Raw genomic sequence first — 26,264 nt, 5'->3', positions numbered from 1 at the left:
CCAAACTTTAAGGGCGGCGATGAGTCGCCCTTTTTCATGGGGTGAGCATGACTGCTGTTTATTTACGGCTGACTGCGTAATAGCTATTTGTGACTTTGATCCGTGTTCATCCGTTCGGGGGCGTTATAACAGCAAAGCGAGTGCATTTCGGCTATTGAAAAATGAATTTGGCACACTTCAGTATTTCTGGGGGCTGTTTTTCAATGTGCTCCAGGATGGGGAAGCAGGACGGGGGGACATTGTGATGTTTGATGGTGATGAGGGGTTGACCATGGGAGTCATTTGGGCGGGTAAAATCTGGGCAGTTACTGACCATGGCGCAAGACCGGTTGATAAAAAAATCGTGATGGCATGGAGGGTGACGTAATGCCAGGCAGCATTGGAAACTCGATTACCGGTATTATTGGTGCCGGATTAATGATAGCGGGCGTAATTGCTACCGGTGGATTGGGGTTGGGGTTAATTGCGGCGGGTCTTGCCGTTCAAACGGCGGGATCATTGTTGTTCCAACAAAAGCCGCCTGATCCTGCGCGCGATCAAGCCGAACGTAAGCAAATATTACGTTCGGCGTCCGCATCAGAAGTCGTCATCATGGGTAAAACAGTCTGTTCAGGATTACTCTTTTTTGCTGAAACTAAAAAAGTTAAAATTCCAGTTATAGGCGGAATAAATTACATACTCTATATGGCCATTGCACTGGCCGGACATAAAATCAGTCGTGTTGGTCGCATCTGGTTTAATGATGATCTGATAGATTCTTTTGGTAAAGCGGCTGAGTACGAACTGCATAACGACAGGAAAGATGCCGATCCTTATTTACTCAGAGAGGCTCCTAGCTGGAAAAAGGATATGATTGGCAGGGGGCTGGCATGGTTAAGATTTACCCTTTACCATGATGATGAGAAGTACCCACAAGGTATCCCTAATATAAAAGTTGAAATTTGGGGCAAAGAGATTTTTGATCCAAGAACCCATAAAACGACATGGAGCAATAATGGGGCACTGGTTATTCTTGATTACTATCGTCGTTACTTAAAGGTACCGGATACCGATATTGATTTTTCGGCGTTTAAAGTAGCGGCTGACTTGTGTGATGAGTCGACTAAAACGGCGGATGGTACTGAACCCCGCTATACCCTGAACGGTGCTTATGATTTATCCGAGTCACCCGCCTCAGTGCTAGATAATATGCACAAATGCATTGCGGCAGAACCCACTTATATCGCGGGTAAGCACGGCATTTTAATGCAGTCTTATAACGGACCGGCTACTTTGCGTATTGAAGCCAACCAAATCATTGATACCGTCAATATTACCCCTGAATTGTCCCTGCGCGAAGCGACTAATGCGATATACGGTACGTTTATTGATGCTGAGCAACAATATATCAAAACAGATTTCCCGCCGGTGATTGTACAGGAGTGGGTTGATGAAGACGGGCTGGAAATTAAAGAAAATATCGATTATCGCTTTGTCACCAGTCCTTATCAGGCACAGCGTTTAGCCAATCTTTATTTACGCAAAAAGCGCGCGGGTCGCAGGGTTCAGCTTACCATGAATCTGGATGGTTATGCTTATCGGCCTGGTGATGTTGTTTTGCTTAACTTACCCAGTCTTGGTATTAAGGATGCTGAATTTCGTATAGCAGAGTGGAAATTTCACCCGCAAGAGGGCGTAGAAATTCTGTTAGAGGAAGACGGTGCTTATATTTACGAAGATATTATCGGTAAACCTTCTAAAGCCCCGCCGTTTACTGAATTACCCATAGGGGGAGTCGCCCCACCTATAAATCTGGCTTTTGTGCCAACGACGATTGGCGATGTTGTACAGGGTTATTTGAGCTGGGAAAACACCGCAGCAGATGTTCGGTATAACACCGTTAATGTTATTGAAAATGGTCAGGTCATACAGACAATTCAGGTTCCAGGAGAGCGGGTTGATATTGCAGGGCTACCGAGAGGCACTTACCGTGCTGAAGTCAGATCAGTTGACGCGGCTGGCGCAATTTCTCAGCCTACTATTCTTGATTTTGCGATTGAAGCGCCGCCCTCCCCTGTTAGCGTGTCTGTTACTCCGGGTATGTCTTCATTAACGGTCGTGCCGACAATTGCCGATTCAGCGGCCTATGGCAGTAACTTTGAATTCTGGTTTAGCGACAAAAAACTGAAAGATAAGTCTGAGAATGAAGTTATCACGAATGCAAAGAAAATCGGCCAGGGCCAACGTTGGACACAGGAAAATCTTAAAGTTGGTCATGAATATTTTTTCTATATTCGCACGATAAACAGTTACGGTAAATCGGCGTTTGTTGAAGCATCAGGTTTTCCAAATAGCGTAGCGAGCGATATTCTTGATGAAATAGACAAAAAAATTAACGATACGGAAGCCATTAAACAGCTAAAGAAAGGAATAGATAGCAGCACAGAGGCCATACTGGAAAACGCGAAGGGACTCAACGGCAATACGCAGTACTTCATGCGTCAAAACGGCAAGATGAAGGCGAAAATCGTCAGGGTTGACAATTATGTGGTAACCGAGACTAAAGCCTTAGCCGAGTCTATCCATCAAGTCAGAGCGACAGCGGATAAGTCATGGGCAGCCGCTCAGAATTCGCTACAAGCTAAGTATGACATGAAAAAAGGCGAGGCTTCTGCAACTTTCACTAACTTGGTTAAGATTGTTTATGATGGCGTTTCTTACGATGCAGGAATGGTGATAGGTGCGGAATTAAAAAACGAAAAAGTAACCACTGTGATGGGGTTTAATGCGCAACAATTTGCTTTTTATAATCCTAGCAACGGGAAAATGGATTTATTTATGTATCTGCAAGACGGACAGGTTTTTATTAATGAAGCGTTCATTAATGAAGCTTGGCTCAATAGCGTTGTCGTTATCGACAAAATACAATCCAAAAACTACCTACCTGAAAAATCTGGATTCATCCTTGATGCTAAAAACAATCGCTTTGAGATGAACTCGAATAGTAAAGATAGTCGATTTACCTTTGATGGCACCGGATTACGTCTTTATGACGAAAAGGGGCAGGTTAGAATAGAAATTGCGTTGGAGTGATAAGATGCTAATCCCCAAATTTAATATTTATCATGATGGCGGAGAAATAGATAATATTCTTCAATCATTCGGCTTTGTTATCCATTCAGAAGAAGTTGATTTTAAAAAAAACAGCTTTCAATTCGATCAGCGTTTTCTTAAAGGTGGCAGAAAAATAGTTGCGGTTCCTCGCATTGATATTGCCCATACCGGTAATAAATATCCCGCAATTGAGAACGTCCATATATATGGAAATATCGTTAGCTGGAATTATACGAATTTTTGTATTGGATGTGCAACGATACCTATCATTCATGTTTTTAAACTGATTTAACGTTAATTTATGAAACCGGTAATAAAAGTAAATGGTGCAGAACTTGGGATTTTCACTTCCGTCACTTATGTCTTGGAAAGATTAATCGATTTTTCCAGGGAAGGTACGCCAGATCAAAATGTGCAAGGGTTCAAAAACTTAAGATATAGCGTAAATCATCCAAACATTTTGAATAGCTATTTGGTATTTCATCGTAATGCGAGGAGGGAGGGTGAAAATTCAACCTATACGGAGGCAATCAAGCAAGGAAATGTATTTGCTATCCGCGCGCACAATACGACAAATGTTTATATTTATAGACCCCAACTACCTAATGACAGCAATGACAAAGGTTTTTTGAAAATTCACAACGAAAAAAAGGAATTATTTTATTCGTCCAGTCATCTACCCTTAAAAATAGATGATATCGTTTTCGGCCCATTTCCAAAACCAGGCTATTTCGGTCAAATGACTTTAGTCTATATTACTGCCGTTTATGAGCCTGATAATCAAGCATTGGCATTCGTTAATGGTTATAGTGTTTCAAAAGATGGCATTATCGCAATCACAGAATGGACCGGTCCTAGTTTTGGCTGTAAAGGTTGGGGGTACAATAATAACTTTGGTGCGGTGATGGCTTATGCGCCTGACGCTTATCCAAGATGGAAGTAACCAATTCATAGAGATCGTTTAATTGCGATTTTCTATATCAAAATTTCAGGAAAAAACATGATTTATAAAGATGGCACCGTAACTGTCGTGTCAGGCTCTTCTATTGTCAAAGGCACAGGCACAAAATGGAACAGTAATAATCCGTTGGTATCACCTGGCATGTTAATGCTGATTAAAAATGGTAATATTAACTATCCTTACATGATATTGTCAGTCAACAGTGATACTGAATTAACGTTAGCAGATAAGCCGACTTTTAGCGCAACAGATACCACTTACAGCATTAATCTCACTGAACCCAATAATAATTCTGATGCGGCAAGAGCACTTGTTGCTGCTAACACATACATCCTCTACTTTCTGCAAAACATGGATACCTGGATGGGGGAAAACGGTGTCGTTGAACTTACGCTACCCAGTGGCAAAACGGTTAAGTTAGAGTCAATCAAGGCACTGCAAGAATTAGTCGAAGGAAAAGCAGACTCAAGTGCTATCGATGAAATCAAGGAAACAGTAAAAGGCAAAGCAGATGCTAAAGATGTTGTAGAAATAAGCGAAAAGTTAGATAAAAAATTTGATAAAACGGGCGGTGAAATTAACGGTAATGTGCAATTAAATGCGGGAAAAATAAATTCAAAGCACGGGGATAAGGTTGTGTCCCATACCTTTCAGGATAAGGATGGTACCTTGATACAGATGGGTGATTTTGGATTAGGCGGTACAACTATTTATGAAAGAGGAAATGAATCGATAACAGGAGGCTGTGGTTTTTTTAGTAATCTTGGTTATGATGATGACCGCTTTGATGGTAAATGGGGTTCAGGAATTAGACTCCAGTATGATAAGAATAGTTTTTATTTTCTCTTTCTAGATGGTTATGGGAACACATGGACAGCTATCCATTTGGCGGATAAACAGTCTTTTAAGTTAAAAAAGCAATGGAGTGAAAATAACACAACGGTTGATGGTAATGGTTTTATCAAAAAAGCCTCACCGATTATTAAAATTTATCCTAATGGGCATTTTGAAACAAATGATAAGTCCGAAGGTGCGATTGTTCAACGACTCGATACAGGAAAATATTTGATTTCCAGAGTATTGGGCTATAACTCAGACGGCGCATGGGGTGTGAATGGAGGTGTTTCAGTACCTAAAGATATTAATGGCTTAGAACTTATCTACGTCAGAGACAAAATTTTATCTAATGGTAACATCGAGATTCAAACATTTCATCGCCAACACTCGCATTTACCAGAAGATTTTCAGAACTGGCGGATTAAAGAAATTATTGATGGAAAACCAACTTATTATGTCGATGGTGAGCCGTGTGATATTCCACCCTCAACATGGCTAGATGTGAGGGTAGAAATGCCCGTTGATTCAATCTGGAATCAGCAACACGCGCAAAAAGAATAGCCCCATCCTATTAGCAGCGTTGGAGAAAGTTGTTAACTATTAACTATTAGTTGTTGGTTGCGGGTAAGTGGCTTTGTACGAGACGGTGGTTTTGTTCTAAGCATTAGGGCGAAGATAGCACGTGAAGGGTGGAAAATAAATTTGTACATATATGTGTATATAAAAATAAATTTAATTGTCAATATGTTAATTAATCAATTGATTATTAATGTTATTTTTAAATGTATTTCATTCTGTTAATAAATAAATTACTGATAAGCTAAGGTCTAAGCCTTATTATGGAATTATGCGTTTTTGTTGGTAAAAAATTAATTTTAGTGAGAAAGTACTGGAGTCAATAAATTTCGGCATGTATAATATCACCGCAATATTTTATCTTTTTCCAAATTCTGCCTGGTGAGATATTGCTTATGCTACGTATAAAGAAAGAAGCGCTAACATTCGATGATGTATTGTTAGTTCCCGCACACTCAAATGTATTACCCAATACGGTTGATTTATCTACTCAACTAACTGCCGCGATCCGTTTAACTATTCCTATGCTTTCTGCTGCCATGGATACCGTGACTGAATCAGATTTAGCCATTGCATTAGCCCAAGAGGGCGGAATTGGTTTTATTCATAAAAATATGTCAATTGAGCGTCAGGCAGAAGAAGTTCGCCGAGTTAAAAAGTATGAAAGTGGCATCGTTATCGATCCAGTTACTGTCACGCCGGAAACCACCATTCGTGAAGTCTATGAGCTGGCTGAACGCAATGGTTTTGCGGGTTATCCGGTGGTGAATAATAATAAAGAATTGGTGGGTATCATTACCGGTCGTGATATCCGTTTTGTCACCGATTTGGATAAACCGGTTACTGCAGTCATGACAGCTAAACCCCATTTGGTCACGGTCAAAGAGGGTGAATCCCGTGATGTGGTTTTGCAAAAATTGCATGAAAGGCGTATAGAAAAAGCCTTGGTGGTTGATGATAATTTTCACCTGTTTGGTATGATTACAGTAAAAGATTTTCAGAAAGCTGAACGCAAACCTAATGCATGTAAAGATGAGCAAGGTCGTTTGCGAGTTGGAGCCGCAGTTGGTGCGGGTGGGAATAATGAACAACGTATTGAAGCATTAGTCGCGGCCGGTGTTGATGTGTTGTTAATTGACTCTTCTCATGGACATTCGCAGGGTGTTTTACAACGTATACGTGAAACACGGGCAAAATATCCAGATTTGCCAATTATTGGTGGTAACGTAGCAACAGGCGAAGGTGCTAAAGCCTTGGCAGAAGCAGGTGCCAGTGCGGTGAAAGTTGGTATTGGTCCGGGTTCTATCTGTACAACCCGAATTGTGACTGGTGTTGGTGTACCTCAGATCACCGCGATTGCCGATGCGGTTGAAGCGCTTGATGGTATGAATATTCCAGTAATTGCCGATGGCGGGATTCGCTTCTCGGGTGATATTGCTAAAGCGCTAGCTGCGGGTGCTTCATGCGTTATGGTTGGTTCAATGCTTGCTGGTACTGAAGAATCTCCAGGCGAAACAATCTTGTTTCAGGGACGCTCTTATAAAGCCTACCGAGGAATGGGATCATTAGGTGCAATGTCGAAAGGCTCTTCCGATCGCTACTTCCAAACCGATAATGCGGCCGACAAATTAGTTCCTGAAGGAATAGAAGGCCGGGTTGCTTATAAAGGATTATTGAAGAATATTGTTCATCAGCAAATGGGCGGGCTTCGTTCTTGTATGGGGTTGACGGGGTGTGCCACGATAGATGAATTAAGAAGCAAAGCAGAATTTGTACGGATCAGTGGTGCGGGCATCCAAGAGAGTCATGTGCATGATGTTACCATCACCAAAGAATCACCTAATTATCGTTTAGGTTAATTATTTTAGCGGTGGTTTTTTCACTATAAACCGTCAAATTACTATTAGTTTTTGGAATTATTTTTAGATGACAACTGACATTCATCAATATCGAATTTTGATCCTTGATTTTGGTTCACAATACACGCAATTAATAGCACGTCGTATTCGTGAAATTGGCGTTTATTGTGAACTTTGGGCATGGGATGTTTCCGAAGCACAGATCCGTGAATTTAATCCCAACGGCATTATTCTTTCTGGCGGACCGGAGAGCACAACCGAGCAAAACAGCCCACGTGCATCGGAATATGTTTTTCAGGCCGGCGTCCCGGTATTAGGTATTTGTTATGGCATGCAAACGATGTCTATCCAATTAGGTGGGCAAGTGGAAGTGTCTGGTGAGCGAGAGTTTGGCTACGCTCAGGTCTCTATTCAACAATCCTGTGAACTATTTCGTGATATCTATGACAGCTTAAGTGCAGAGGGTAAACCACTGCTTGATGTGTGGATGAGTCATGGCGATAAAGTGACTGCTATCCCAACAGATTTTAAGATTATCGCCAGTACCGATAGCTGCCCATTTGCTATTATGGCAAATGATGAAAAACGTTTTTATGGCGTCCAATTTCATCCTGAAGTCACTCACACACATCAAGGTGCGGCTATTTTACAGCGTTTTGTATTAGATATTTGTGGTTGTAAAGCGCGTTGGACTGCGGCGGCGATTGTTGAAGATACGGTACAACGCCTAAAGGCACAGATTGGTGATGATCAAGTGATTTTAGCGCTATCCGGCGGTGTGGATTCATCAGTGACTGCGCTATTACTCAATCGTGCTATTGGTAAACAACTCACTTGCGTTTTTGTTGATAATGGTTTGTTACGCTTAAATGAAGCTCAGCAAGTTATGGCCATGTTTGCTGGTAAATTTGATCTTAACATTATTCATGTGGCTGCCGAAGAGCGCTTTCTTAATGCATTGGCGGGCATTGATGAGCCAGAATTAAAGCGTAAAACGATTGGTCGTGTTTTTATTGATGTATTTGATGAACAAGCCGCTAAACAAACGCAAGTAAAATGGCTAGCACAAGGGACTATTTATCCTGACGTCATTGAGTCCGCTGCTTCGGCGACAGGTAAAGCACATGTCATTAAATCTCACCACAATGTAGGCGGCTTACCCGCGGAAATGAGAATGGGTTTAGTTGAGCCATTAAAAGAATTATTTAAAGATGAGGTGCGTAAAGTAGGCCTGGCATTAGGACTTCCTTACGACATGTTATACCGTCATCCATTTCCTGGCCCTGGCTTAGGCGTGCGGGTACTGGGTGAAGTGAAGAAAGCTTATTGTGATCTCTTACGCCAAGCAGATGCCATTTTTATTGAGGAATTACATAAAGCCGATCTTTATCATAAAGTCAGCCAAGCCTTCACCGTTTTCTTACCGGTGCGCTCAGTTGGTGTAATGGGAGATGGCCGCAAATATGACTGGGTTGTATCATTACGTGCCGTTGAAACTATTGACTTTATGACCGCCCATTGGGCACATTTGCCCTATGATTTTCTTGGCCGAGTGTCAAATAGGATCATCAATGAAGTCGCCGGTATCTCTAGGGTAGTTTACGATATTAGTGGCAAACCCCCGGCGACAATTGAGTGGGAATAAAAAACACATATTAACCAAAATAACTTCACCCTAATAACCCAGTAAAACACATTTACTGGGTTTTTTATTAGCCAATACTTTTATTATTGTTATTTTTAATTAAAAAGTAATTTAATATTTTATTTATAATCGATACAAAATACCTATTTAAATTAATTCAATTGATTTCAGCGATATGTTACATAAGAAATTAATTTGAGAATTTATTTAATTATCGGTTTTACTGTTATTAAATATTTAATGTTAAATATAAAAATCGTATTTATTGAACATCTATAACATTATAATTGTATTATAAAGCGGCTAAAAATCATTACTATTTATTTATATTTATTAATTAGTTCTTAAAGATGCTGTAAGTATTTTTTAAGCATTAACTAATTATTTTAAATTGCTATCGCGCTGGTTCTGGGATGATAATTTTCTGAGCTGTTATTACGTTTATTACTCATTATTTCTTTACAGAAATAAAAATTATTGATCAAGGAGTAAGCGAAATGAAAACAAAATTACTGTTGGCTATGTTAGCGTTACTGAGTGCCTCGAGTTTTGCCAGTATCACCACTGATATTAAACCAATGCATGGCTATATTGATAACCCAGCTAGTCGGGCTTATTTATGTTCAATGTTGGAAAACAAAAATTGTGGTCCTATTCAGTATGAACCGCAATCGGTTGAAGGACGAAAAGGTTTTCCACAAAGAGGGCCAGCGGATGGCAAAATAGCCAGCGCTGGTGTTGGGATGTTTAAACAATTAGATGAACAATCAGTAACGCGCTGGACTAAGGTTAATATGAGATCAGGTGAAAATGTGTTTCACTGGACATTAACTGTCCCACATAGTACCACTGGCTGGGAATATTTTATTACCAAACAAGACTGGAATCCTAATGCACCATTAAGTCGCACTGCGTTTGAATTAAAACCCTTCTGTTCACGATTTGATGGTGGCGCAGTACCCGCCCGAGAAGTTACCATGAAATGCAATGTACCTTATCGTACTGGTTATCAAGTGATTTTAGGTGTCTGGACCATTGCAGATACATCAAATGCCTTCTATCAAGTGATTGATGCCAATATCAATGTTCGCTAATTTTAATTAGCTAAATATTATTATTTTTAATAGTTATTCTAATATAATTAACTTTATGGTAATACAATGATTAATAAATATATTTCTAATGGTACGCGAGCTGAACCAGGCGAATTTCCCTTTTTTTGTGCATTATGTCTTTCTGATTCTGCGGATATTGATAGACATCGCTGTGGTAGCGTTCTTATTAATAAACGCTGGGTATTGAGTGCAGCACATTGTATTGAAAATATCGATATTGCTAAACTTAACGTTTATGTTGGTATGGAACACTATAATCCGGGTGCAATTTATCAAGATAAAGTAAAAATTAAACGGATTATTTGTCATCCCTATTGGCGTAATCCACCCTCTGACCTGGATGTGATTTGTCCTCCGCCATTTAATGTACCCTATGATATTGCATTACTTGAGTTAGCCCGTGAGACAATTAGTAATGATTTTGCCAGTATTAATGGTATCAATAAACATCTAAATTTACCTGAAGGTACTGAAGTAACTGCGATTGGTATGGGTGATACTGAATTGGGGAAAACATCTGAATATTTACGAAAAACGATTATTTCGCTAGCCAATCCTAAACAATGTATTGAAGTCCCTGAGGGTTATCCACCGACTTGTCATAAACCCGCACTGCATATTTGTGCAATTGGTAATAATACCGCAACCGAAGGTGGCGATTCGGGTAGTCCATTATTAGCTAACGATGGTAACAACACGGTAGTAGGTTTAGTCTCTCGTACAATAATGCAGTCGATGGAATTTACCAGAGTAAGTTATTATAGTGATTGGATCCTAAAAAATATTAATAAGTAATTTTATCGATTTTATTATGTAAATAAAACAATTCATACCATTAGGATGTTTGTTTAACAAACCTGGTGTAGTCTACTACCAGGTTTGCTATTTTTTGTTTTTAACGTTTTCTACCACCCAAAATACCACGAATAATTTGAGTACTTATTTGCCGTACTGCAGATTTAGTTGCTGTTTGCACTAAACCCTCTTTTTTACCTCCTCTGGGGCCGGTTGAGCCAAATAGGAAATCTTTTAAGCCGCCAACAAACCCACTATCTTCGGTATTTTTTGTTGTCTGATTTGCTTGGCTACTAGCTGTTATCTCATCGCTGGTTTGATTTGCCAGTTTTTCATAGGCTGATTCACGATCCAACATTTTCTCATACTTGCCATAAATATTTGAATGATTAAGTAACTGGCTACGTTCTTCGCTAGTTAAAATTCCCATGCGTGAATCTGGCGCAATAACGAAAGCCCGTTGAACAATGTTTGGACGTCCTTTTTCATCTAAGAACGAAATTAATGCTTCACCCACACCTAGTTCAGTTATTGCCTGTTCGGCTTTAAATTTTGGATTTGCTCGCATCGTTTCGGCTGCTGCTTTAACGGCTTTTTGATCCCTTGGCGTAAAAGCGCGTAATGCATGCTGAACCCGGTTGCCAAGCTGTCCTAGAATATTATCCGGAATATCAAGGGGATTTTGTGTAACAAAATAAACGCCAACGCCTTTTGAACGGATCAGGCGAACAACCTGTTCGATTTTTTCCAGTAGTGCAGTCGATGCGTTAGTAAAAAGTAGATGTGCTTCATCAAAGAAAAACACAAGTTTCGGTTTTTCTACATCGCCCATTTCAGGCAAACGTTCAAAAAGTTCCGATAATAACCATAATAGAAATACTGCGTATAGCTTTGGCTGATTATAGAGTTTGTCTGCGGCAAGAATATTAACCATTCCTTGACCATTCGAATCGGTTTTGATCAGATCGACGATATCAAGCATAGGTTCGCCGAAAAAGTAATCAGCCCCTTGCTGTTGAAGAGTTAATAAACCACGTTGTATGGCACCGATTGAGGTAGCGGCAATGTTACCATATTCCGTTTGAAATTGTTTCGCATTTTCACCGACATATTGAACCGTCGCACGTAGATCTTTCATGTCAAGCAGTAGTAAGCCATTGTCGTCAGCGATTTTAAAAATAAGTTGTAATACACCACTTTGCACATCATTTAAATTCATTAAACGTGATAATAGTAATGGTCCCATATCTGAGATGGTTGCTCGTACCGGATGTCCAAGTTCGGCAAATACATCCCAGAAAGTGACTGGGCAAGCAGCGGGATGCCAGTCTGTTACGCCAAGCGCTTCCAGGCGTGATTGTAATTTAGGTGTTAATACACCTTTGGCACCAATCCCCGAAAGGTCACCTTTTACATCAGCCATAAAAATCGGCACCCCAATTTGAGAAAAACTTTCCGCCATTTTTTGTAGCGTTACCGTTTTGCCTGTTCCTGTTGCACCGGTAATTAATCCATGTCGATTTGCCAGCGCAGGCAAGATGGCTAATTCAGTTTCACTATTTTTAGCGATGACAAGAGATTTTTGCATCTAAATTAATCCTCTGTAGTCGGCATAATGGGTATAATTTTGTTGCCAGGCTCGTTAGCAGATTTTCGTTAAATATTTAATTACCAGACAGAACAGTTAATGCTACGGTTGAAATATGATCAATTAATAAAAAATTATAAAAGAGTATAGGGTAAAGATAGCTGATGGTGGTGTATTTGGTATTTTAATAATAAAAAATTCAGTAAATTCTGCCTGATAAAATATTCTATTGGTTAGGGAGAATTTTGTTTGACAATTAATTTAATTGCTGCTGAAAAATTCTCCTGTAGGGTGATTAAAACCGATGTTTTACCGCTTCAGCCAGTATAGACAGCAATTGTTCCGTGTCCTGCCAGCCCAAGCAAGGATCGGTGATTGACTGACCATAAATAAGGGGCTTACCGGCAATGACTTGCTGGGTACCTTCTACGAGAAAACTTTCTGCCATAATGCCCGCGATCGCTTTCGAGCCTTTTTGCAGTTGTTGGGCAATGTTTTTAGCCACGTCTATTTGGCGTTGATGAATTTTTTGACAATTACCGTGACTAAAGTCGATAACTAATTTTTCAGCTAAGCCTAATTGGCGTAACTGACGACAGGCAACGGCAATATCTTCAGCGCTATAATTAGGCTGTTTTCCTCCCCGCATAATAATATGGCCATAAGGATTACCTTGTGTTTGATAAACAGTCATTTGGCCATTTTTATTGGGCGATAAAAATACATGGCTGGCACGCGCAGCACGAATAGCATCAAGCGCAATATTAATATTCCCGTCAGTACCATTTTTAAAACCAACTGGGCAAGAAAGCGCCGATGCCATTTGTCGATGGATTTGGCTTTCTGTGGTTCTGGCGCCGATGGCTCCCCAGCTAATAAGATCGGCAACATATTGGCCGATTATCATATCTAAAAATTCAGTTGCCGTTGGCAGCCCAAGTTGGTTAATGTTAGTCAGTAGCTCACGGGCTAATCGTAGGCCTTTATTAACTTGGCAGGAATTGTTCAGATCTGGATCGGAAATTAACCCTTTCCAACCAACGACGGTTCGTGGTTTTTCAAAATAGGTACGCATCACAATTTCAAGATAATCTTTATATTCGACACGCAGCTTAGCCAGCATTTTTGCGTATTCAAGTGCTGCTTGGGTATCATGTATCGAACAGGGGCCAATAATCACCAACAGTCGTTGATCTTGACCAGTTAAAATTAATTCAATCGCTTTTCGTGACATTGTCACGTTTTCGATAATTTCTTTGGATAGCGGAAACGCATTGGCCAGCACTTGAGGCGCAATAAGGCTATCAATAGGTTGAGTTTTTAACTCATCTGTTTTATACATATTTATCTCATATATGCTTCAATGTAGCAGATCTTCTTGCTAAATAAACTAGCATTACCCTAACTGAAAATAAACCGATTCAAAGGGTTGTTTAAGATAGCGTTAAAATAATTAATGTTTCTCAGCTAATTTTAAATTATTAAAATATACGGCGGGTTAGACCGAATGTATCGATGACTTTAGCTGAGATCTCTTCAACAGAGTAATTAGTTGTATTTAAATAATGAATATTGTGTCTTCTAAATAAAGCTTCAACCTCAGTTAACTCTATTCGACATTGACGTAAAGATGCATAACGACTTTTTTCACAGCGCTCTTCACGAATAGCCGCTAGTCGCTCAGGACTAATTGTTAGACCAAAGAGTTTATTCATATACGGCTTCAATGCAGAGGGTAATTGCAAATTATCCATATCATCTGCGGTGAAAGGATAATTGGCAGCCTGAATAGCAAATTGCATGGCTAAATAGAGGCTGGTTGGTGTTTTACCACAGCGAGAAACACCCAATAAAATTACTTGAGCCTGATCGAGATTTTTTAATGATATGCCATCATCGTGTGCCAATGTATATTCAATCGCCGCAATTCTAGCATCATATTGATTTAGGTTAGATAATCCATGAGTACGGTTAAGCTTTGGTTCAGGTTTTAAGCCAATTTCTTGCTGGATCGGATCAATTAAAGATTGGACGATATCCTGACAACAGCCAGCACTTGTGGTAATAATTTTTTTTACTGTTGGCGAGATGATTGAGTAAAAAACCAACGGGCGAATATGGGTTTTAGAATAGATTTGATCAATTCTTTGTTTTATTTCTGTGGCACGTTTTTCAGTGGTGACAAACGGTAGTGTGTAAGAAGAAAAATGAAGTGGAAATTGCGATAAAACAGCATGACCTAGCGTCTCTGCAGTAATAGCAGTGCCGTCGGAGATAAAAAATACACAGCGTGCTAAATTTTTAGCGTGATGATTGTCCATTGGTTAATTTTCCTTTTCATTTTATTCTATTTTTAGAAAGTAAAATAATAAAGATCAAATGTAAAAATTTGTTAGCCCAATGATAGATTATATGGCGTTAAAAAATATTATTATGAGCTTGATCGATTCACCATTCCATTTTGGGTTCAGCATTATGTTAGTCTTAGCGATGAGAGAGTTTTACCAACTAACTAACATATTTACACTTCTATGAATTTTAATAAGGGTTCTTTTTCAATGTCTGATAATGGCCGAACTTCAAGCAATATACTTTGGTATAACCAGCTTACTATGAATGATGTTGATTTAGTTGGCGGAAAGAATGCTTCGTTAGGTGAAATGATTACACATTTAGCTGTTCTGGATGTACTGGTACCGAATGGCTTTGCTACTACCGCTCGTGCTTTCAATGATTTTTTAGAACAAGGTGGTGTTAATCAACATATATACCAATTATTGGATGAAATTGATATTGACGATGTGGATCAATTAGCCAAAGCAGGTAGCCAAATCCGGCAATGGATCATTGATACCCCTTTTGGTTCTAAATTAGAAAAAGATATCCGTCAGGCTTTTTTGCAATTATCCGCCGATGAATCTGATATTTCCTTTGCAGTACGCTCTTCTGCTACTGCCGAAGATATGCCAGATGCTTCTTTTGCTGGTCAGCAAGAAACTTTTTTGAACGTGCAAGGTATTGATGCGGTAATGGTCGCTATCAAGCATGTTTTTGCTTCGCTATTTAATGACCGGGCTATCTCATATCGTGTCCATCAAGGGTATGATCATCGTGGTGTGGCGCTTTCTGCTGGAATCCAACGTATGGTACGTTCTGATTTAGCTTCTTCGGGCGTGATGTTTACTATAGATACTGAATCCGGTTTTGATCAGGTTGTTTTTATTACCTCAGCGTGTGGTCTTGGCGAGATGGTTGTTCAAGGTGCGGTAAATCCTGATGAATTTTATGTGCATAAAGCGACATTAAAAGCGGGGCGTCCGGCTATTGTGCGCAGAACGTTAGGCTCAAAAAAAGTGCGGATGGTTTATGCTGATAATCATCAACATGGTAAGCAAGTAAGGATTGAAGAGGTAGCAGAAAAACAACGAAATTGTTTTTCTTTAGCTGATCATGAAGTTGAAGCGCTTGCTCATCAAGCATTATTAATTGAGCAGCACTATGGCCGGCCAATGGATATAGAATGGGCTAAAGATGGCCATAATGGTAAATTATATATCGTCCAGGCGCGACCTGAGACTGTCCGTTCTAATCAGCAAATAATGGAACGCTATCAAATAAAAAAAACCGGTAAAGTATTAGTAGAAGGGCGTGCGATTGGTCAACGTATTGGTGCAGGAACGGTTAAAATTATCCATGATATTAGTGAAATGAGTTGTGTGCAGGCAGGTGATGTTTTGGTTACTGATATGACTGATCCTGATTGGGAACCTATCATGAAGCGAGCGGCTGCTATTGTCACTAATCGTGGTGGACGTACTTGTCATGCTGCGATTATTGCACGTGAGTTGGGTATTCCCGCTGTGGTTGGCTGTGGTGATGCGACTGAGCACCTACAAGATGGCCAGTTAGTAACCGTTTCTTGCGCTGAAGGCGATACCGGTTTTGTTTATGCTGATAAATTGCCATTTGAGATCAAAAGTTGTCAGGTAGATAAAATGCCAGCGTTGAAGGTGAAAATCATGATGAATGTTGGTAATCCTGATCGGGCATTTGATTTTGCTTGTTTACCTAATGATGGGGTGGGTTTAGCGCGTTTGGAATTTATTATCAATCGCATGATCGGAGTGCATCCCCGTGCTTTATTGGAATTTGAGCAACAAACGACTGAGTTACAGGCTGAAATTCGAGCGCTAATGTTAGGTTATCAGGATCCCGTGGAGTTTTACATCGGTCGCTTAACGGAAGGAATTGCAACATTAGCAGCAGCATTTTGGCCGAAACGGGTAATTGTTCGTTTATCTGATTTTAAATCAAATGAATACGCTAACCTAATTGGTGGTGATCTTTATGAACCGCATGAAGAAAACCCAATGTTAGGTTTTCGGGGTGCTGGTCGCTATGTGGCCGATAGTTTTCGCCAATGTTTTGCCTTTGAGTGTGAAGCGGTCAAGCGGGTGCGAAATATCATGGGACTAACCAATGTTGAGATTATGATCCCATTTGTCAGAACTGTTGCTCAAGCTGAAGCGGTTATTGAAGAGTTAGCGCATCATGGCTTAAAACGCGGTGAGAATGGTTTGAAAATTATCATGATGTGTGAAATCCCATCAAATGCCCTATTAGCAGAACAATTTCTTGCCTATTTTGATGGATTCTCCATTGGTTCAAATGATATGACACAATTAACACTCGGTCTAGATCGTGATTCTGCTATTATCTCTTCGCTATTTGATGAACGCAATGAAGCAGTTAAGGCATTGATATCGATGGCAATAAAGGCCGCTAAACAACAAGGCAAGTATGTAGGTATTTGTGGTCAAGGGCCTTCTGATCATCAGGATTTTGCACAATGGTTAGTGAAAGAAGGGATTGATAGTCTTTCGCTTAACCCTGATACGGTGATGAAAACCTGGTTATCACTGGCGGAAAATGATTAACACTGATTAATTTTTTATTCATCAATTTGTCTTGCAAACTGAGTCTGAAAATGAAAAACAGCAGACTCAGTTAATGATGATTAATATTTATTGCGTTAATTGGCGATGACCGATCAAACTAAATTGGTTAGTGGTGTAAAAATATTTGCGGAACCTTTTTGTCTGGGTGAGTTTTTACATAAAGATTAGCTCTGTACCAGCGGCGTAAATTTTCTTCTGTCATGACTTGTTGCGGTGTGCCGACACTAACCAGTTGACCCTGATGCAGTAAATAAATGCGATCTGCATATAATGCTGCCAAGTTTAGATCATGCAATATACAACAAACGCCAATAGATTGTTGACGGTTTAAACGATGTAATAAGCGTAAACTTTGTTGCTGATGATAGAGATCAAGTGCTGAGGTTGGTTCATCCAAAAATAAGTAGCTATTATTGGGCTCAGGATGCCAAAGTTGGGCGATAACACGGGCTAACTGCACACGTTGCTGTTCGCCGCCGGAAAGTTGTTGGTAATTTCGATAGCGTAATGCCAGGCAGTCAGTTTGTATTAATGCACTTTCGATAGCTTGATTGAAGCAATAATTTGCATGAGGACTTCGTCCCATCGCCACAATTTCTTCAACACTAAAGGGAAAGTTGAGTTGGTGCTGTTGATGCATTACCGCGCGTTTAAGCGATAATTTATTGATATCCCAAGTTGCCAGCGATTTCCCATCTAATAAACAGTCTCCCGTATGTGGTGTAAGAAAACCGGTCAATAAACGTAGTAAAGTCGATTTACCAGCACCGTTAGGCCCGATAATAATACTTATTTGGTTGTGATAAAGTGACAGTGATAAATCATCAATAATATTTTGACTATTTACGCGATAGCAGAGTCGCTTTGCTTCAATAAAAGGTTTAGAGGAACGGCACATAATTTTATCACTAACCTTGTGACTGTTTTAAAATAAGATAGAGAAAATAAGGTGCACCAATTAGTCCGGTAATTAAGCCAACTGGAATTTCCGCTGGTGTGGCTAAGGTACGCGCGATGGTATCAGCGATAAGTAGTAGAGCAGCGCCTGCCAAAGCGGAAGCCGGTAATAACCATTTATGATTGGCGCCAAAGGTCATTCTAATTAGATGCGGCACGACTAAGCCAATAAAACCAATTATTCCACTTAGCGCTACAGCACAACCAATTAAAAGTGAGCTCAGTACTAACAGGATAAACTTGCTTTTTTTTACTTTTAAACCGAGACAATAGGCTTCTTCATCGCCTAATTGTAATAAATTAAGTTTCATACTTTGTTGTAAGACCATAAACATGGTTAGTGAAATGATGCTAGAGGCAATGGCCAGTATCGCACCATTATTTTGACTTAAGGAGCCCATCATCCATAATGTCAAGCTACGTAATTGTTGGTCTTCGCTAACATAGCTAAGTACGCCAATGAAAGATACGCATAATGTATTAATCGCTATGCCTGACAAAAGTAATTTTGTTAATTGACCATTTGAATAGTGAGTTAATAAAAAAATAACTATTGCAACGATAAAGCCGCCAACAAAAGCGGCGATCAGATAACCATAATCACTTAGCAGTGAAGAAATAGGCAAGGGAAGAACAATAAAAAGCGCAACGCTAAGGGCTGCTCCGCTACTGATGCCAAGTAAGCCTGGATCGGCTAATGGATTACGAAATAACCCTTGCATAATAGCACCCGCAACCGCTAATGCGCAGCCGACTAATAATGCTAATAAAATACGGGGTAAGCGAATAGTTAGCCAAATTTGCCAATGATTATCTGTTAAGGGTAATTGCCAAAGTGTATTAAATGACAGAGGCATAGCGCCTACATTTGCCGCCAGTACGACAATTAAAATAACAATGCAAAATAAAATCAATAATCCTACTTTTGGATAAGCGAATTGTTTCATCATTTATTGGTTTTTTCCAAAGCATCGCGTATTTGTTTCATAACGCTCGGCGTTGATAGTCCAAATCCGAGTAGTCCTAAATCATTAACCACCAGTAATGTTTTATTTTTACCGGCAGGTGTCATATTAATACCGGGTAATTGCCAGATTTTCTCTATTCCCCCCAAGGAACGAATCCCTTCAATGGTAATTAAAATCCAATCGGGTTGACTGGCAATAATAGCTTCTTGAGAGAGTGGAAGATAACCGTTAAAACCTTGTAGTGCATTTTGGGCACCGACCGTTGAAATAATACTATCTGCTGCAGTGCGTTGACCGGCGACGAGAGGCACAGTGCCATTATGGCTGAATATGAAAATGATTTTTTGTTGTAGAGGCGCCGTATTAATTAATAACAATTGCTCATTAAGCTTATTAATGAGCGCTTCTCCTTTTTGGGGTTGTTCGATAGCATTAGCAATGGTACGAATTTTTTCTGGTATGGCTGCCAGAGTAGGGGTTGCTGTCACTTTTATTATCTTAACGCCTGTTTGTTGAATTTGTTTTAGGGCGAAATCGGGTTTTGCCTGTTCACTTGCTAAGATCAAAGTTGGGTATAACGATAAAATGCCTTCAGCATTTAACATACGCATATAACCGACGTCTGGTAGCTTTAATACCGAGTCTGGTTGACGACTACTACTATCGCGAGCAATAACCTGTTTTCCTTCATTAAGGGCAAAGATAATTTCAGTAATATCCCCACCGAGCGTGATAATGCGTTCACTAGCTTGAGAACAAGGAATGAGTAAAGAGATGATAATTGAGAGAAGCCATAATTTCATATTATGTTTAACTCCGGGTATTATATTTTAGTTAAGGTTGAAATTTGCTTCCGCCAATCTAATTGTTCAGGTTCTCCTTCTGTACGTTGACCAAATAATTGAATGATAGGATCGCCATGATGATCAAAAATTTCCAGGCTGGTGACTATACCATCCTTGGTTGGTTTACGCGTTACCCAACTGTTAGCAATGCCCGTTTCAATGACATTGAGTGAGAATTTTGGATTTAAAACATTAATTTTTTGTAGTGCACTTAGTTTGTCATGATAAGCGGCTAGTTTTTGAATGCATCCGGTAAATATTTGCATGCATCCAAGGCTACCGACAAAGATCATAATTTCATTTTGCTGATTAAAGGCGCTATGTAGAATTTGGTAGAGCGCATGATTATCAACTTGATAAGCAAGTTCGTCGCTGACTGCGGCGAAGATTTGTTGTCGTTTAACATTATATTTTTGCAATAGTTGAAAAAATTGATGAACATTTGTCATGTTACGCCAATCGGTTTCTAGTTGTTTTTTTACCGTTTGGGTAATTTGTGGTGATTGTGGATGGACAGTAGCTGGACGCAAATTTAATGGTGGATTTGTGGTCATCTGATATTGATTAATCAACTTATACCAAACCGCCATATTGGTTTTTTCAGTGGCATAGATCTTATGCACGGCATTACCATGGTAATCAAAAAACTGAATACTATGTTGTAAATTATCGGAAGATGTCTCAGTTAAGGCAAAGCTGATTGCCCAGTGGTCAAGAAATATACGCAAATCAAGCTCTCTGGGATTAAGTACAATACCCGTTTGGTTGTTTAAACGAACATTTTTAAATTCACCAATATGGATGTGAGTAGCATATTTATTAGCGGTAATCGCTTTTATTTCCCCTAAATTGGTCAGTTCAGGTAATAATAGTGTGGTATTTACATTTAACCGTTTAGCATCATCAGCATTAGCACATGCGTAGATCAATTCTGCTTCTGTGACATTTAAATGGTTAGCCAATTCTGCAATCGATTGTAGGCTACTCTGTTGTTTTGCTTGCTGGTAACGGTTATAAAGTGAATCGTTCATACTGTCATTTCCTTATTATGTATATTGTGTTGATCCATATTTTTATTGCTATTATTAACCTGCTATGCCTGATGCTAAACATCGGCATAAATTATTGCTTCTCACTTGTCTGTTAACCTAAAATCCTGCTTATTAGCACTTATAGCTTAAATAGAAATCTTTGGCCCTATAAAACCCTTGTTGCTGTAGATTGTCTGATTTTTGCTATTTTGTTTATTATTTGCACTAAATAACCTATTTATGACAAAATTTTGATTGGATAAAGAGCGAAAGTTTGCGATAAAAATTAATTGTCATGAGTAAAATAAATAATCAATTACTCATGACTTAGTGCTAAGCTTAATGAAAATAATTACCAGCGATAATTAATTTTAAAATGTATATTCCTGCCTTCTTGTGGAACACCCAAAGATGAGCTGTATGACTTATTAAATGCATTGGTCAATGATAGGGTCGTATTTATCCCTGATAACTGACCATCACCTTGATAATGAATATAAAAATCATTAACACCATAACCCGCTTGTTGCATAATAGGTTGTCGATATTTATCTCTGCCAGTTTTGCGATCACCGGAAAGGTTGGTTTTGGCGGCAAATTGACCAACCCAGCCCAAGGAAAAACCGCTATTAGCCAGTGGTAGATCAAGTGAAGCCGTTAAACTTTCTGGTCGAATTGATGAAATGCTCATGCCTGTTATGGTGTCTTTAGCATGAGTGCGATTATAAGCGAGTGCAGCATTAAACCAAGGCGTGATATAGTTAAGACTGCTGTCGATACCATGAATGACGACAGAGGGTGTATTAATGCTTAATGTGTTTCCGATAGGTGGAAAGCCATGGATTACAGTTGTGATATAATTAGTTGCTTTAGTATTAAAAACAGCAGTTCGCCATTGTAAGCGGTCATTAGTGAGTAACTTATTATTAAACTGTAAGTTTATGCCGTATTCAATTGTCTGATTGCGTTCAGGTTGTAAATTCGGGTTTGGCTTGAAATAATTCTGCGCGAAGTGTTTGGAGTCATTATAAATTTCATTTAAGCTAGGCGTTCTGTAACCCTCAGCATAAGAGCTGAAAAGTTCCAACCAGTTTGTTGGAGTAAAGCTAACTGCGCCACGCGATGTCCATTGAGAATCCTGATTGCTACTGTATTTATCACTATTATTTCTATAGTTAGAGTAACGGGTGCCGATAGAAAATGTGATTGGCAAGGTGTTTAATCGGATTTCGTCCTCTAACCAGACTGCAATATTACGTAATGTTGCTGGTGGAAAGAAATCTGCTTGTTCATTAGCCTCTTGCTGCTGTTGATTAAATTCGCTACCAATGTTGAAATGGTGAGCCGCAAATTGATCATGATCCCAGATAAAATAGTGAGTTATCTTGCTTCCTTTGCTAATCAGCGAGCGTTTTTCCTCACCATGCTTATTAATGCTAAAGAGCGAGTGTTTTACCTGTTCAATGGGTTTTTGTTCGATTATCACCTTACTATAGTAAAGATCCCAATCTATAAGCCAATTTTCTGCTTGAAGAGGATAAATTTTTTGCGTTAATTGAATATCATATTGGCTAGTATTACGATCGTAACGGCTATTTTTGTACTTGCTGGGTTCGACAACTTCTGGATTTTTTAGCTGTATTCCCTCATTTTGATAATAGCGTAATTGAGCTGAAATTATATATGACGGAGTCATCATCCAGTTACCTTTGGCGAGTAGGTTGTGGATATCCTCCTTATTATAGGGTATTGAGCCATTACTTAAACGGGAGGACCCTTTTGTTCGCCTGCTTAAAGCCATTAATCCATCAACATGATGAGTTTTGCCAAAAAGTAAACTACCATATTGATATCCCTGATCATTACGGCTATGGCTTAATGTCAAAATAGCGCCATGAGATTGTTCTGGTGCCAGCAGATCCCGTGCGGTAACTGTTTTTAGGGCAATTGTCCCACCCAATGCTCCACTACCATGTTGTAGGCTATTACTGCCTTGTATGGCAATAATTTTTTTTATATACATTGGGTCGAGAAATGTGCCAGTGATAGTCCCGGCATTAATATCTTGCCGAATACCATCAATGGTGATGAGAACGCCAGATTTTTCATAGCCACGCATGTTTAAAGTTTGCCCATTTGTACTGCCAATGCCTGAAAGACTGAGTCCGGGCGTTTTTTTTAATAAACCTAATGCATCAGATGCATATTGATATTTTGGCTGACTAGTATTAATGACAGTATATGTTTTAGCGGTAGTGGATATATTTGGCATAGCTTCATCAGCGTATACGATAATGGCTTTCTCGTCTGATTTGGACCAGGATTGTGGCGAAATGATCAGTCCGATGATACAAGATACACTATATAGTGAATTTTTAAGGTAATTGTTTGATTTTAAGGCAGTCTTTTGCTTGAGATCCATAGTATCCCTTCCTATAATTATAGTAGATCTAAACGTTGGCTGCCTGATAGTAGTTAGGTGGCTTGGTGTTGATTAAATTCTATTTAGTTAAAATTAATTTGCCTGCTCTTGTCTGGCGTAATTGATAAATTTCACCTTGATGGTAAATATTCGCAATTCCTTTTTGATTCAATAGATGTTGGCTATTAATGGTATTAATTACCGGAGTTGATATTTGCTTTATATCTGAATTAAGTAGATCACTTTGGCTGAGTTTATTCATATAAGTAGATTGCTTTGGCTGAGTGTGTTCATATTGAAGAGGTATAACCAAATAATAGTAATGGTAATGATAATCATTATTGTCTTGTTGTTAATCAAGTTTTTTCCTCTATAGATAAACAGTAATAAAGTGAAATAATGATAAATAATTACAAAATTTTTTTAAAAACAATCAAATAGAATTATTCTTATAAAGAGAGGTTGAAAAAATATAAATAATTTTTATAAATTAGAATTATTGTTTTATAGGATATTAGAATAATCAGTTATCTTTATCTGTTTTTTATAGTTTTTTATTCATATATTGGACAGTAAAATAGGTAATAAGTATGTTTTCAAATATAATTCAATTATATAATAAAATAGTATTTTAAAATAACAAATTATATTTGCTTATATTATAGTCAGTAGATAACGTTCGAAACTTTTATTTGTTTTTCATGATTTTTTATTCACTTATTTATTGTTAACTTTAGGTTATTTTTACTATTTTATTTATATTCAGTGAGGTGAAAAAATATAATATAGTTTAATTTTGTAAATTATATGTTCAATTATATCTGGACGGATGACAGACCAGATTATGATATAAAATAAGGCTCATTTGCTGTTATAAAATAAAAATCAAATAATAATATATAGTATTTGATAGTCAATTGAACAGTAAATTAATAACAGGTAAAATTTATGTATGTTTTATTATTAATCAATATTTGTCAGGCTTAATTAAAAATATGAATATTTGTAGGTAAGTATCTTACTTTATCAAAGTTACTTTTTAGACTCTATAAATATAATTCAAGAATATCATTATAAATCAATTTGTTATCATCGATTTTATTGAATAAAACAGAAAAAAAAGCCTATCATGGGCTGACAGGCAAAGACTACACACAGCAATATTCTAGAGGTATCATCATTTTTATATTACATAATGATACCGAAAATAATTGAAATCAATAATTCATCAACAGGTTAATCTATAAGCATTATATTAAAATAACTCTAAGATTTTATCACTAAGAATTATCTCAATAAAAATTTTACTTTCAGGTGTAAATAAATAAGATTATTATTTAATCATATTAATGTTAAAATTAATGGAATTTAATTACGCTTGATTAATCGATATTTTGGCAATTTTTTAACAGAACAATTTTTAAATAATTTAAGTATAATGATTAATAAGAATATTAATTAAGTCAATCATTTTTATTTAAGAATCTTTCTTATATAAATTAGTTTTGGTTAAATTGTTTGATAATTTAGTTGGTTTTGCGACATCATTCATCCAGGCAGTTAGTAAATTATGCGAGACAGCTAAAACTACTGGGCCAATAAAAAGACCAATTACACCAAATGATAAAATTCCACCAATAACACCAATTAAAATAAGGATCATTGATAAATTCGCACCCATCTTTATTAAAATAGGACGTAGTACACCATCCATTGTTGCGACAATAATGCTCCATACAATCATGATAATCGCCCAGCTGGTATCGCCTGACCAGAATAACCATATTATCGAGGGCACCATAATCAATAAAGGGCCAAGTTGGGCAACACAACATACAAAGATAAGAATTGTTAATATTGCAGCGTAAGGAACATCTGCTAAAGCTAAACCAATACCACTGATAATCGCTTGTATTAATGCAGTTACAACAACACCTAATGCAACGGCACGAATTGATTGACCAGCAAGTAGAATAGCCATATCGCCTCGTGTGCCTGCCAGACGAATAGCAAAGTGTCTGATACTTGATATAACACTTTCACCTTTTAGAAAGAGTAGTGCACTAAATAGTAACATTACGATAAGATGAAACATAAAACGCCCGGCATTAATGGCTTGTGCTAAGAACCAACTGGTTGCTTCTCCGACATAAGGTTGTAATTTAGAAATTAATGTATTGCCACCATTCGCTACCAGTGTATGCCAACCATAAAAAAGTTTATTACCAATGAAGGGGAGATTTTTTAACCACAATAGCTCAGGTAATCGAATTTCAGCCGGCGATTTGGCCCATTCAATTAGTGGGCCACTATTTTGTATTATGCTACCAATTAGGATGGCAAAAGGAATAACGAATAATAGGATTACTATTAATGTCATCGCTATACTCGCTAGCCATTTTTTATGCCATAGTTTGCTTTCAATTTTTTTAAATAATGGCCAGGTTGCAATAACCACCATGCCTGCCCAGAGAAAACCAAGTATGAACGGTCTTAATACCCAAAAACATGCTGTTATCATCAATAAAATAGCAATTATACTAAAAATAAATTTGGGTAAATCATTAGGAGATTGCGCTTTTTCCATATATTAGCCTGATTATAAAAAATGACC

General features: G+C 38.3%; 20 protein-coding genes. 10 read left to right on the top strand and 10 right to left on the bottom strand.

Annotated elements, in window-relative coordinates; translation table 11 throughout:
- Positions 1-19: 19 nt before the first annotated feature.
- The 9 genes from ArsFIN_RS10345 (at position 20) to ArsFIN_RS10305 (ending at position 10,881) form a co-directional block, all read left to right on the top strand.
- Positions 20-367, top strand: a complete 348-nt coding sequence (locus tag ArsFIN_RS10345; RefSeq protein WP_246067188.1) for a DUF6950 family protein — start codon at positions 20-22, stop codon at positions 365-367.
- The gene (locus ArsFIN_RS10340; RefSeq protein WP_135677657.1) at positions 352-3,072 is read left to right on the top strand and encodes a phage tail tip protein J-related protein; all 2,721 of its coding nucleotides are present in this window, start codon (positions 352-354) and stop codon (positions 3,070-3,072) included. The genes ArsFIN_RS10345 and ArsFIN_RS10340 overlap by 16 nt, the downstream gene beginning before the upstream one ends.
- A gap of 4 nt (positions 3,073-3,076) precedes the next feature.
- Positions 3,077-3,385, top strand: a complete 309-nt coding sequence (locus ArsFIN_RS10335) for a hypothetical protein (RefSeq protein ID WP_135677595.1) — start codon at positions 3,077-3,079, stop codon at positions 3,383-3,385.
- Positions 3,386-3,394: 9 nt separating this feature from the next.
- Entirely contained in the window at positions 3,395-4,036 is a 642-nt protein-coding gene (locus tag ArsFIN_RS10330) for a hypothetical protein (RefSeq protein WP_135677596.1), read from the top strand.
- A 57-nt stretch (positions 4,037-4,093) separates the two neighbouring features.
- The gene (locus ArsFIN_RS10325) at positions 4,094-5,452 is read left to right on the top strand and encodes a phage tail fiber protein (RefSeq protein ID WP_135677698.1); all 1,359 of its coding nucleotides are present in this window, start codon (positions 4,094-4,096) and stop codon (positions 5,450-5,452) included.
- Positions 5,453-5,862: 410 nt separating this feature from the next.
- The gene (guaB, locus tag ArsFIN_RS10320; RefSeq protein WP_026822842.1) at positions 5,863-7,326 is read left to right on the top strand and encodes an IMP dehydrogenase; all 1,464 of its coding nucleotides are present in this window, start codon (positions 5,863-5,865) and stop codon (positions 7,324-7,326) included.
- A 67-nt stretch (positions 7,327-7,393) separates the two neighbouring features.
- Positions 7,394-8,971 (top strand): glutamine-hydrolyzing GMP synthase, encoded by a 1,578-nt coding sequence (gene guaA, locus ArsFIN_RS10315; protein WP_026822841.1) that lies wholly within the window; start codon positions 7,394-7,396, stop codon positions 8,969-8,971.
- A 497-nt stretch (positions 8,972-9,468) separates the two neighbouring features.
- On the top strand, positions 9,469-10,065 hold the full coding sequence (locus ArsFIN_RS10310) for a lytic polysaccharide monooxygenase (protein WP_026822840.1): 597 nt from the start codon (positions 9,469-9,471) through the stop codon (positions 10,063-10,065).
- Between the two features lie 66 nt (positions 10,066-10,131).
- Positions 10,132-10,881: a S1 family peptidase gene (locus ArsFIN_RS10305; RefSeq protein ID WP_026822839.1), complete on the top strand. Its 750-nt coding sequence runs from the start codon at positions 10,132-10,134 to the stop codon at positions 10,879-10,881.
- A gap of 100 nt (positions 10,882-10,981) precedes the next feature.
- Here ArsFIN_RS10305 and ArsFIN_RS10300 read toward each other — a convergent pair whose 3' ends face one another.
- From ArsFIN_RS10300 to ppsR, 3 genes are all read right to left on the bottom strand, one after another.
- Entirely contained in the window at positions 10,982-12,469 is a 1,488-nt protein-coding gene (locus tag ArsFIN_RS10300; RefSeq protein ID WP_026822838.1) for a helicase HerA-like C-terminal domain-containing protein, read from the bottom strand.
- 295 nt (positions 12,470-12,764) lie between these two features.
- On the bottom strand, positions 12,765-13,811 hold the full coding sequence (locus ArsFIN_RS10295) for a 3-deoxy-7-phosphoheptulonate synthase (protein ID WP_026822837.1): 1,047 nt from the start codon (positions 13,809-13,811) through the stop codon (positions 12,765-12,767).
- Positions 13,812-13,950: 139 nt separating this feature from the next.
- A complete protein-coding gene (gene ppsR, locus ArsFIN_RS10290) occupies positions 13,951-14,790 on the bottom strand; it encodes a posphoenolpyruvate synthetase regulatory kinase/phosphorylase PpsR (RefSeq protein ID WP_026822836.1) in 840 nt (279 codons plus the stop codon).
- 237 nt (positions 14,791-15,027) lie between these two features.
- Here ppsR and ppsA point away from each other — a divergent pair, with 237 nt between their 5' ends.
- Positions 15,028-17,406 carry a phosphoenolpyruvate synthase gene (gene ppsA / locus ArsFIN_RS10285; protein WP_026822835.1) on the top strand — a complete coding sequence of 793 codons (2,379 nt, stop codon included), beginning with the start codon at positions 15,028-15,030 and terminating at the stop codon, positions 17,404-17,406.
- A gap of 127 nt (positions 17,407-17,533) precedes the next feature.
- Here ppsA and ArsFIN_RS10280 read toward each other — a convergent pair whose 3' ends face one another.
- The 7 genes from ArsFIN_RS10280 to ydiK form a co-directional block, all read right to left on the bottom strand.
- A complete protein-coding gene (locus ArsFIN_RS10280; protein ID WP_034249622.1) occupies positions 17,534-18,325 on the bottom strand; it encodes a heme ABC transporter ATP-binding protein in 792 nt (263 codons plus the stop codon).
- Positions 18,326-18,335: 10 nt separating this feature from the next.
- Complete coding sequence (locus tag ArsFIN_RS10275; protein WP_026822833.1) at positions 18,336-19,331, bottom strand: FecCD family ABC transporter permease; 996 nt, start codon at positions 19,329-19,331, stop codon at positions 18,336-18,338.
- Positions 19,331-20,155, bottom strand: a complete 825-nt coding sequence (locus ArsFIN_RS10270) for a heme/hemin ABC transporter substrate-binding protein (RefSeq protein ID WP_026822832.1) — start codon at positions 20,153-20,155, stop codon at positions 19,331-19,333. Before ArsFIN_RS10270 ends, ArsFIN_RS10275 begins: the two co-directional genes overlap by 1 nt.
- A 20-nt stretch (positions 20,156-20,175) precedes the next feature.
- Positions 20,176-21,228, bottom strand: coding sequence for a hemin-degrading factor (locus ArsFIN_RS10265; RefSeq protein WP_026822831.1), 1,053 nt, complete (start codon positions 21,226-21,228; stop codon positions 20,176-20,178).
- A gap of 352 nt (positions 21,229-21,580) precedes the next feature.
- Entirely contained in the window at positions 21,581-23,500 is a 1,920-nt protein-coding gene (locus ArsFIN_RS10260; RefSeq protein ID WP_026822830.1) for a TonB-dependent receptor domain-containing protein, read from the bottom strand.
- 229 nt (positions 23,501-23,729) lie between these two features.
- Positions 23,730-23,912 (bottom strand): hemin uptake protein HemP, encoded by a 183-nt coding sequence (gene hemP / locus ArsFIN_RS10255; RefSeq protein ID WP_026822829.1) that lies wholly within the window; start codon positions 23,910-23,912, stop codon positions 23,730-23,732.
- A 1,215-nt stretch (positions 23,913-25,127) separates the two neighbouring features.
- Complete coding sequence (ydiK, locus tag ArsFIN_RS10250; protein ID WP_026822828.1) at positions 25,128-26,237, bottom strand: AI-2E family transporter YdiK; 1,110 nt, start codon at positions 26,235-26,237, stop codon at positions 25,128-25,130.
- Positions 26,238-26,264 lie beyond the last annotated feature (27 nt).

Origin of the sequence: Arsenophonus nasoniae, from assembly GCF_004768525.1 — a bacterium.
Classification (GTDB): domain Bacteria; phylum Pseudomonadota; class Gammaproteobacteria; order Enterobacterales; family Enterobacteriaceae; genus Arsenophonus; species Arsenophonus nasoniae.
The sequence above is the reverse complement of the archived record's forward strand: the minus strand, read 5'-3'. Positions and strand labels throughout refer to the sequence as shown.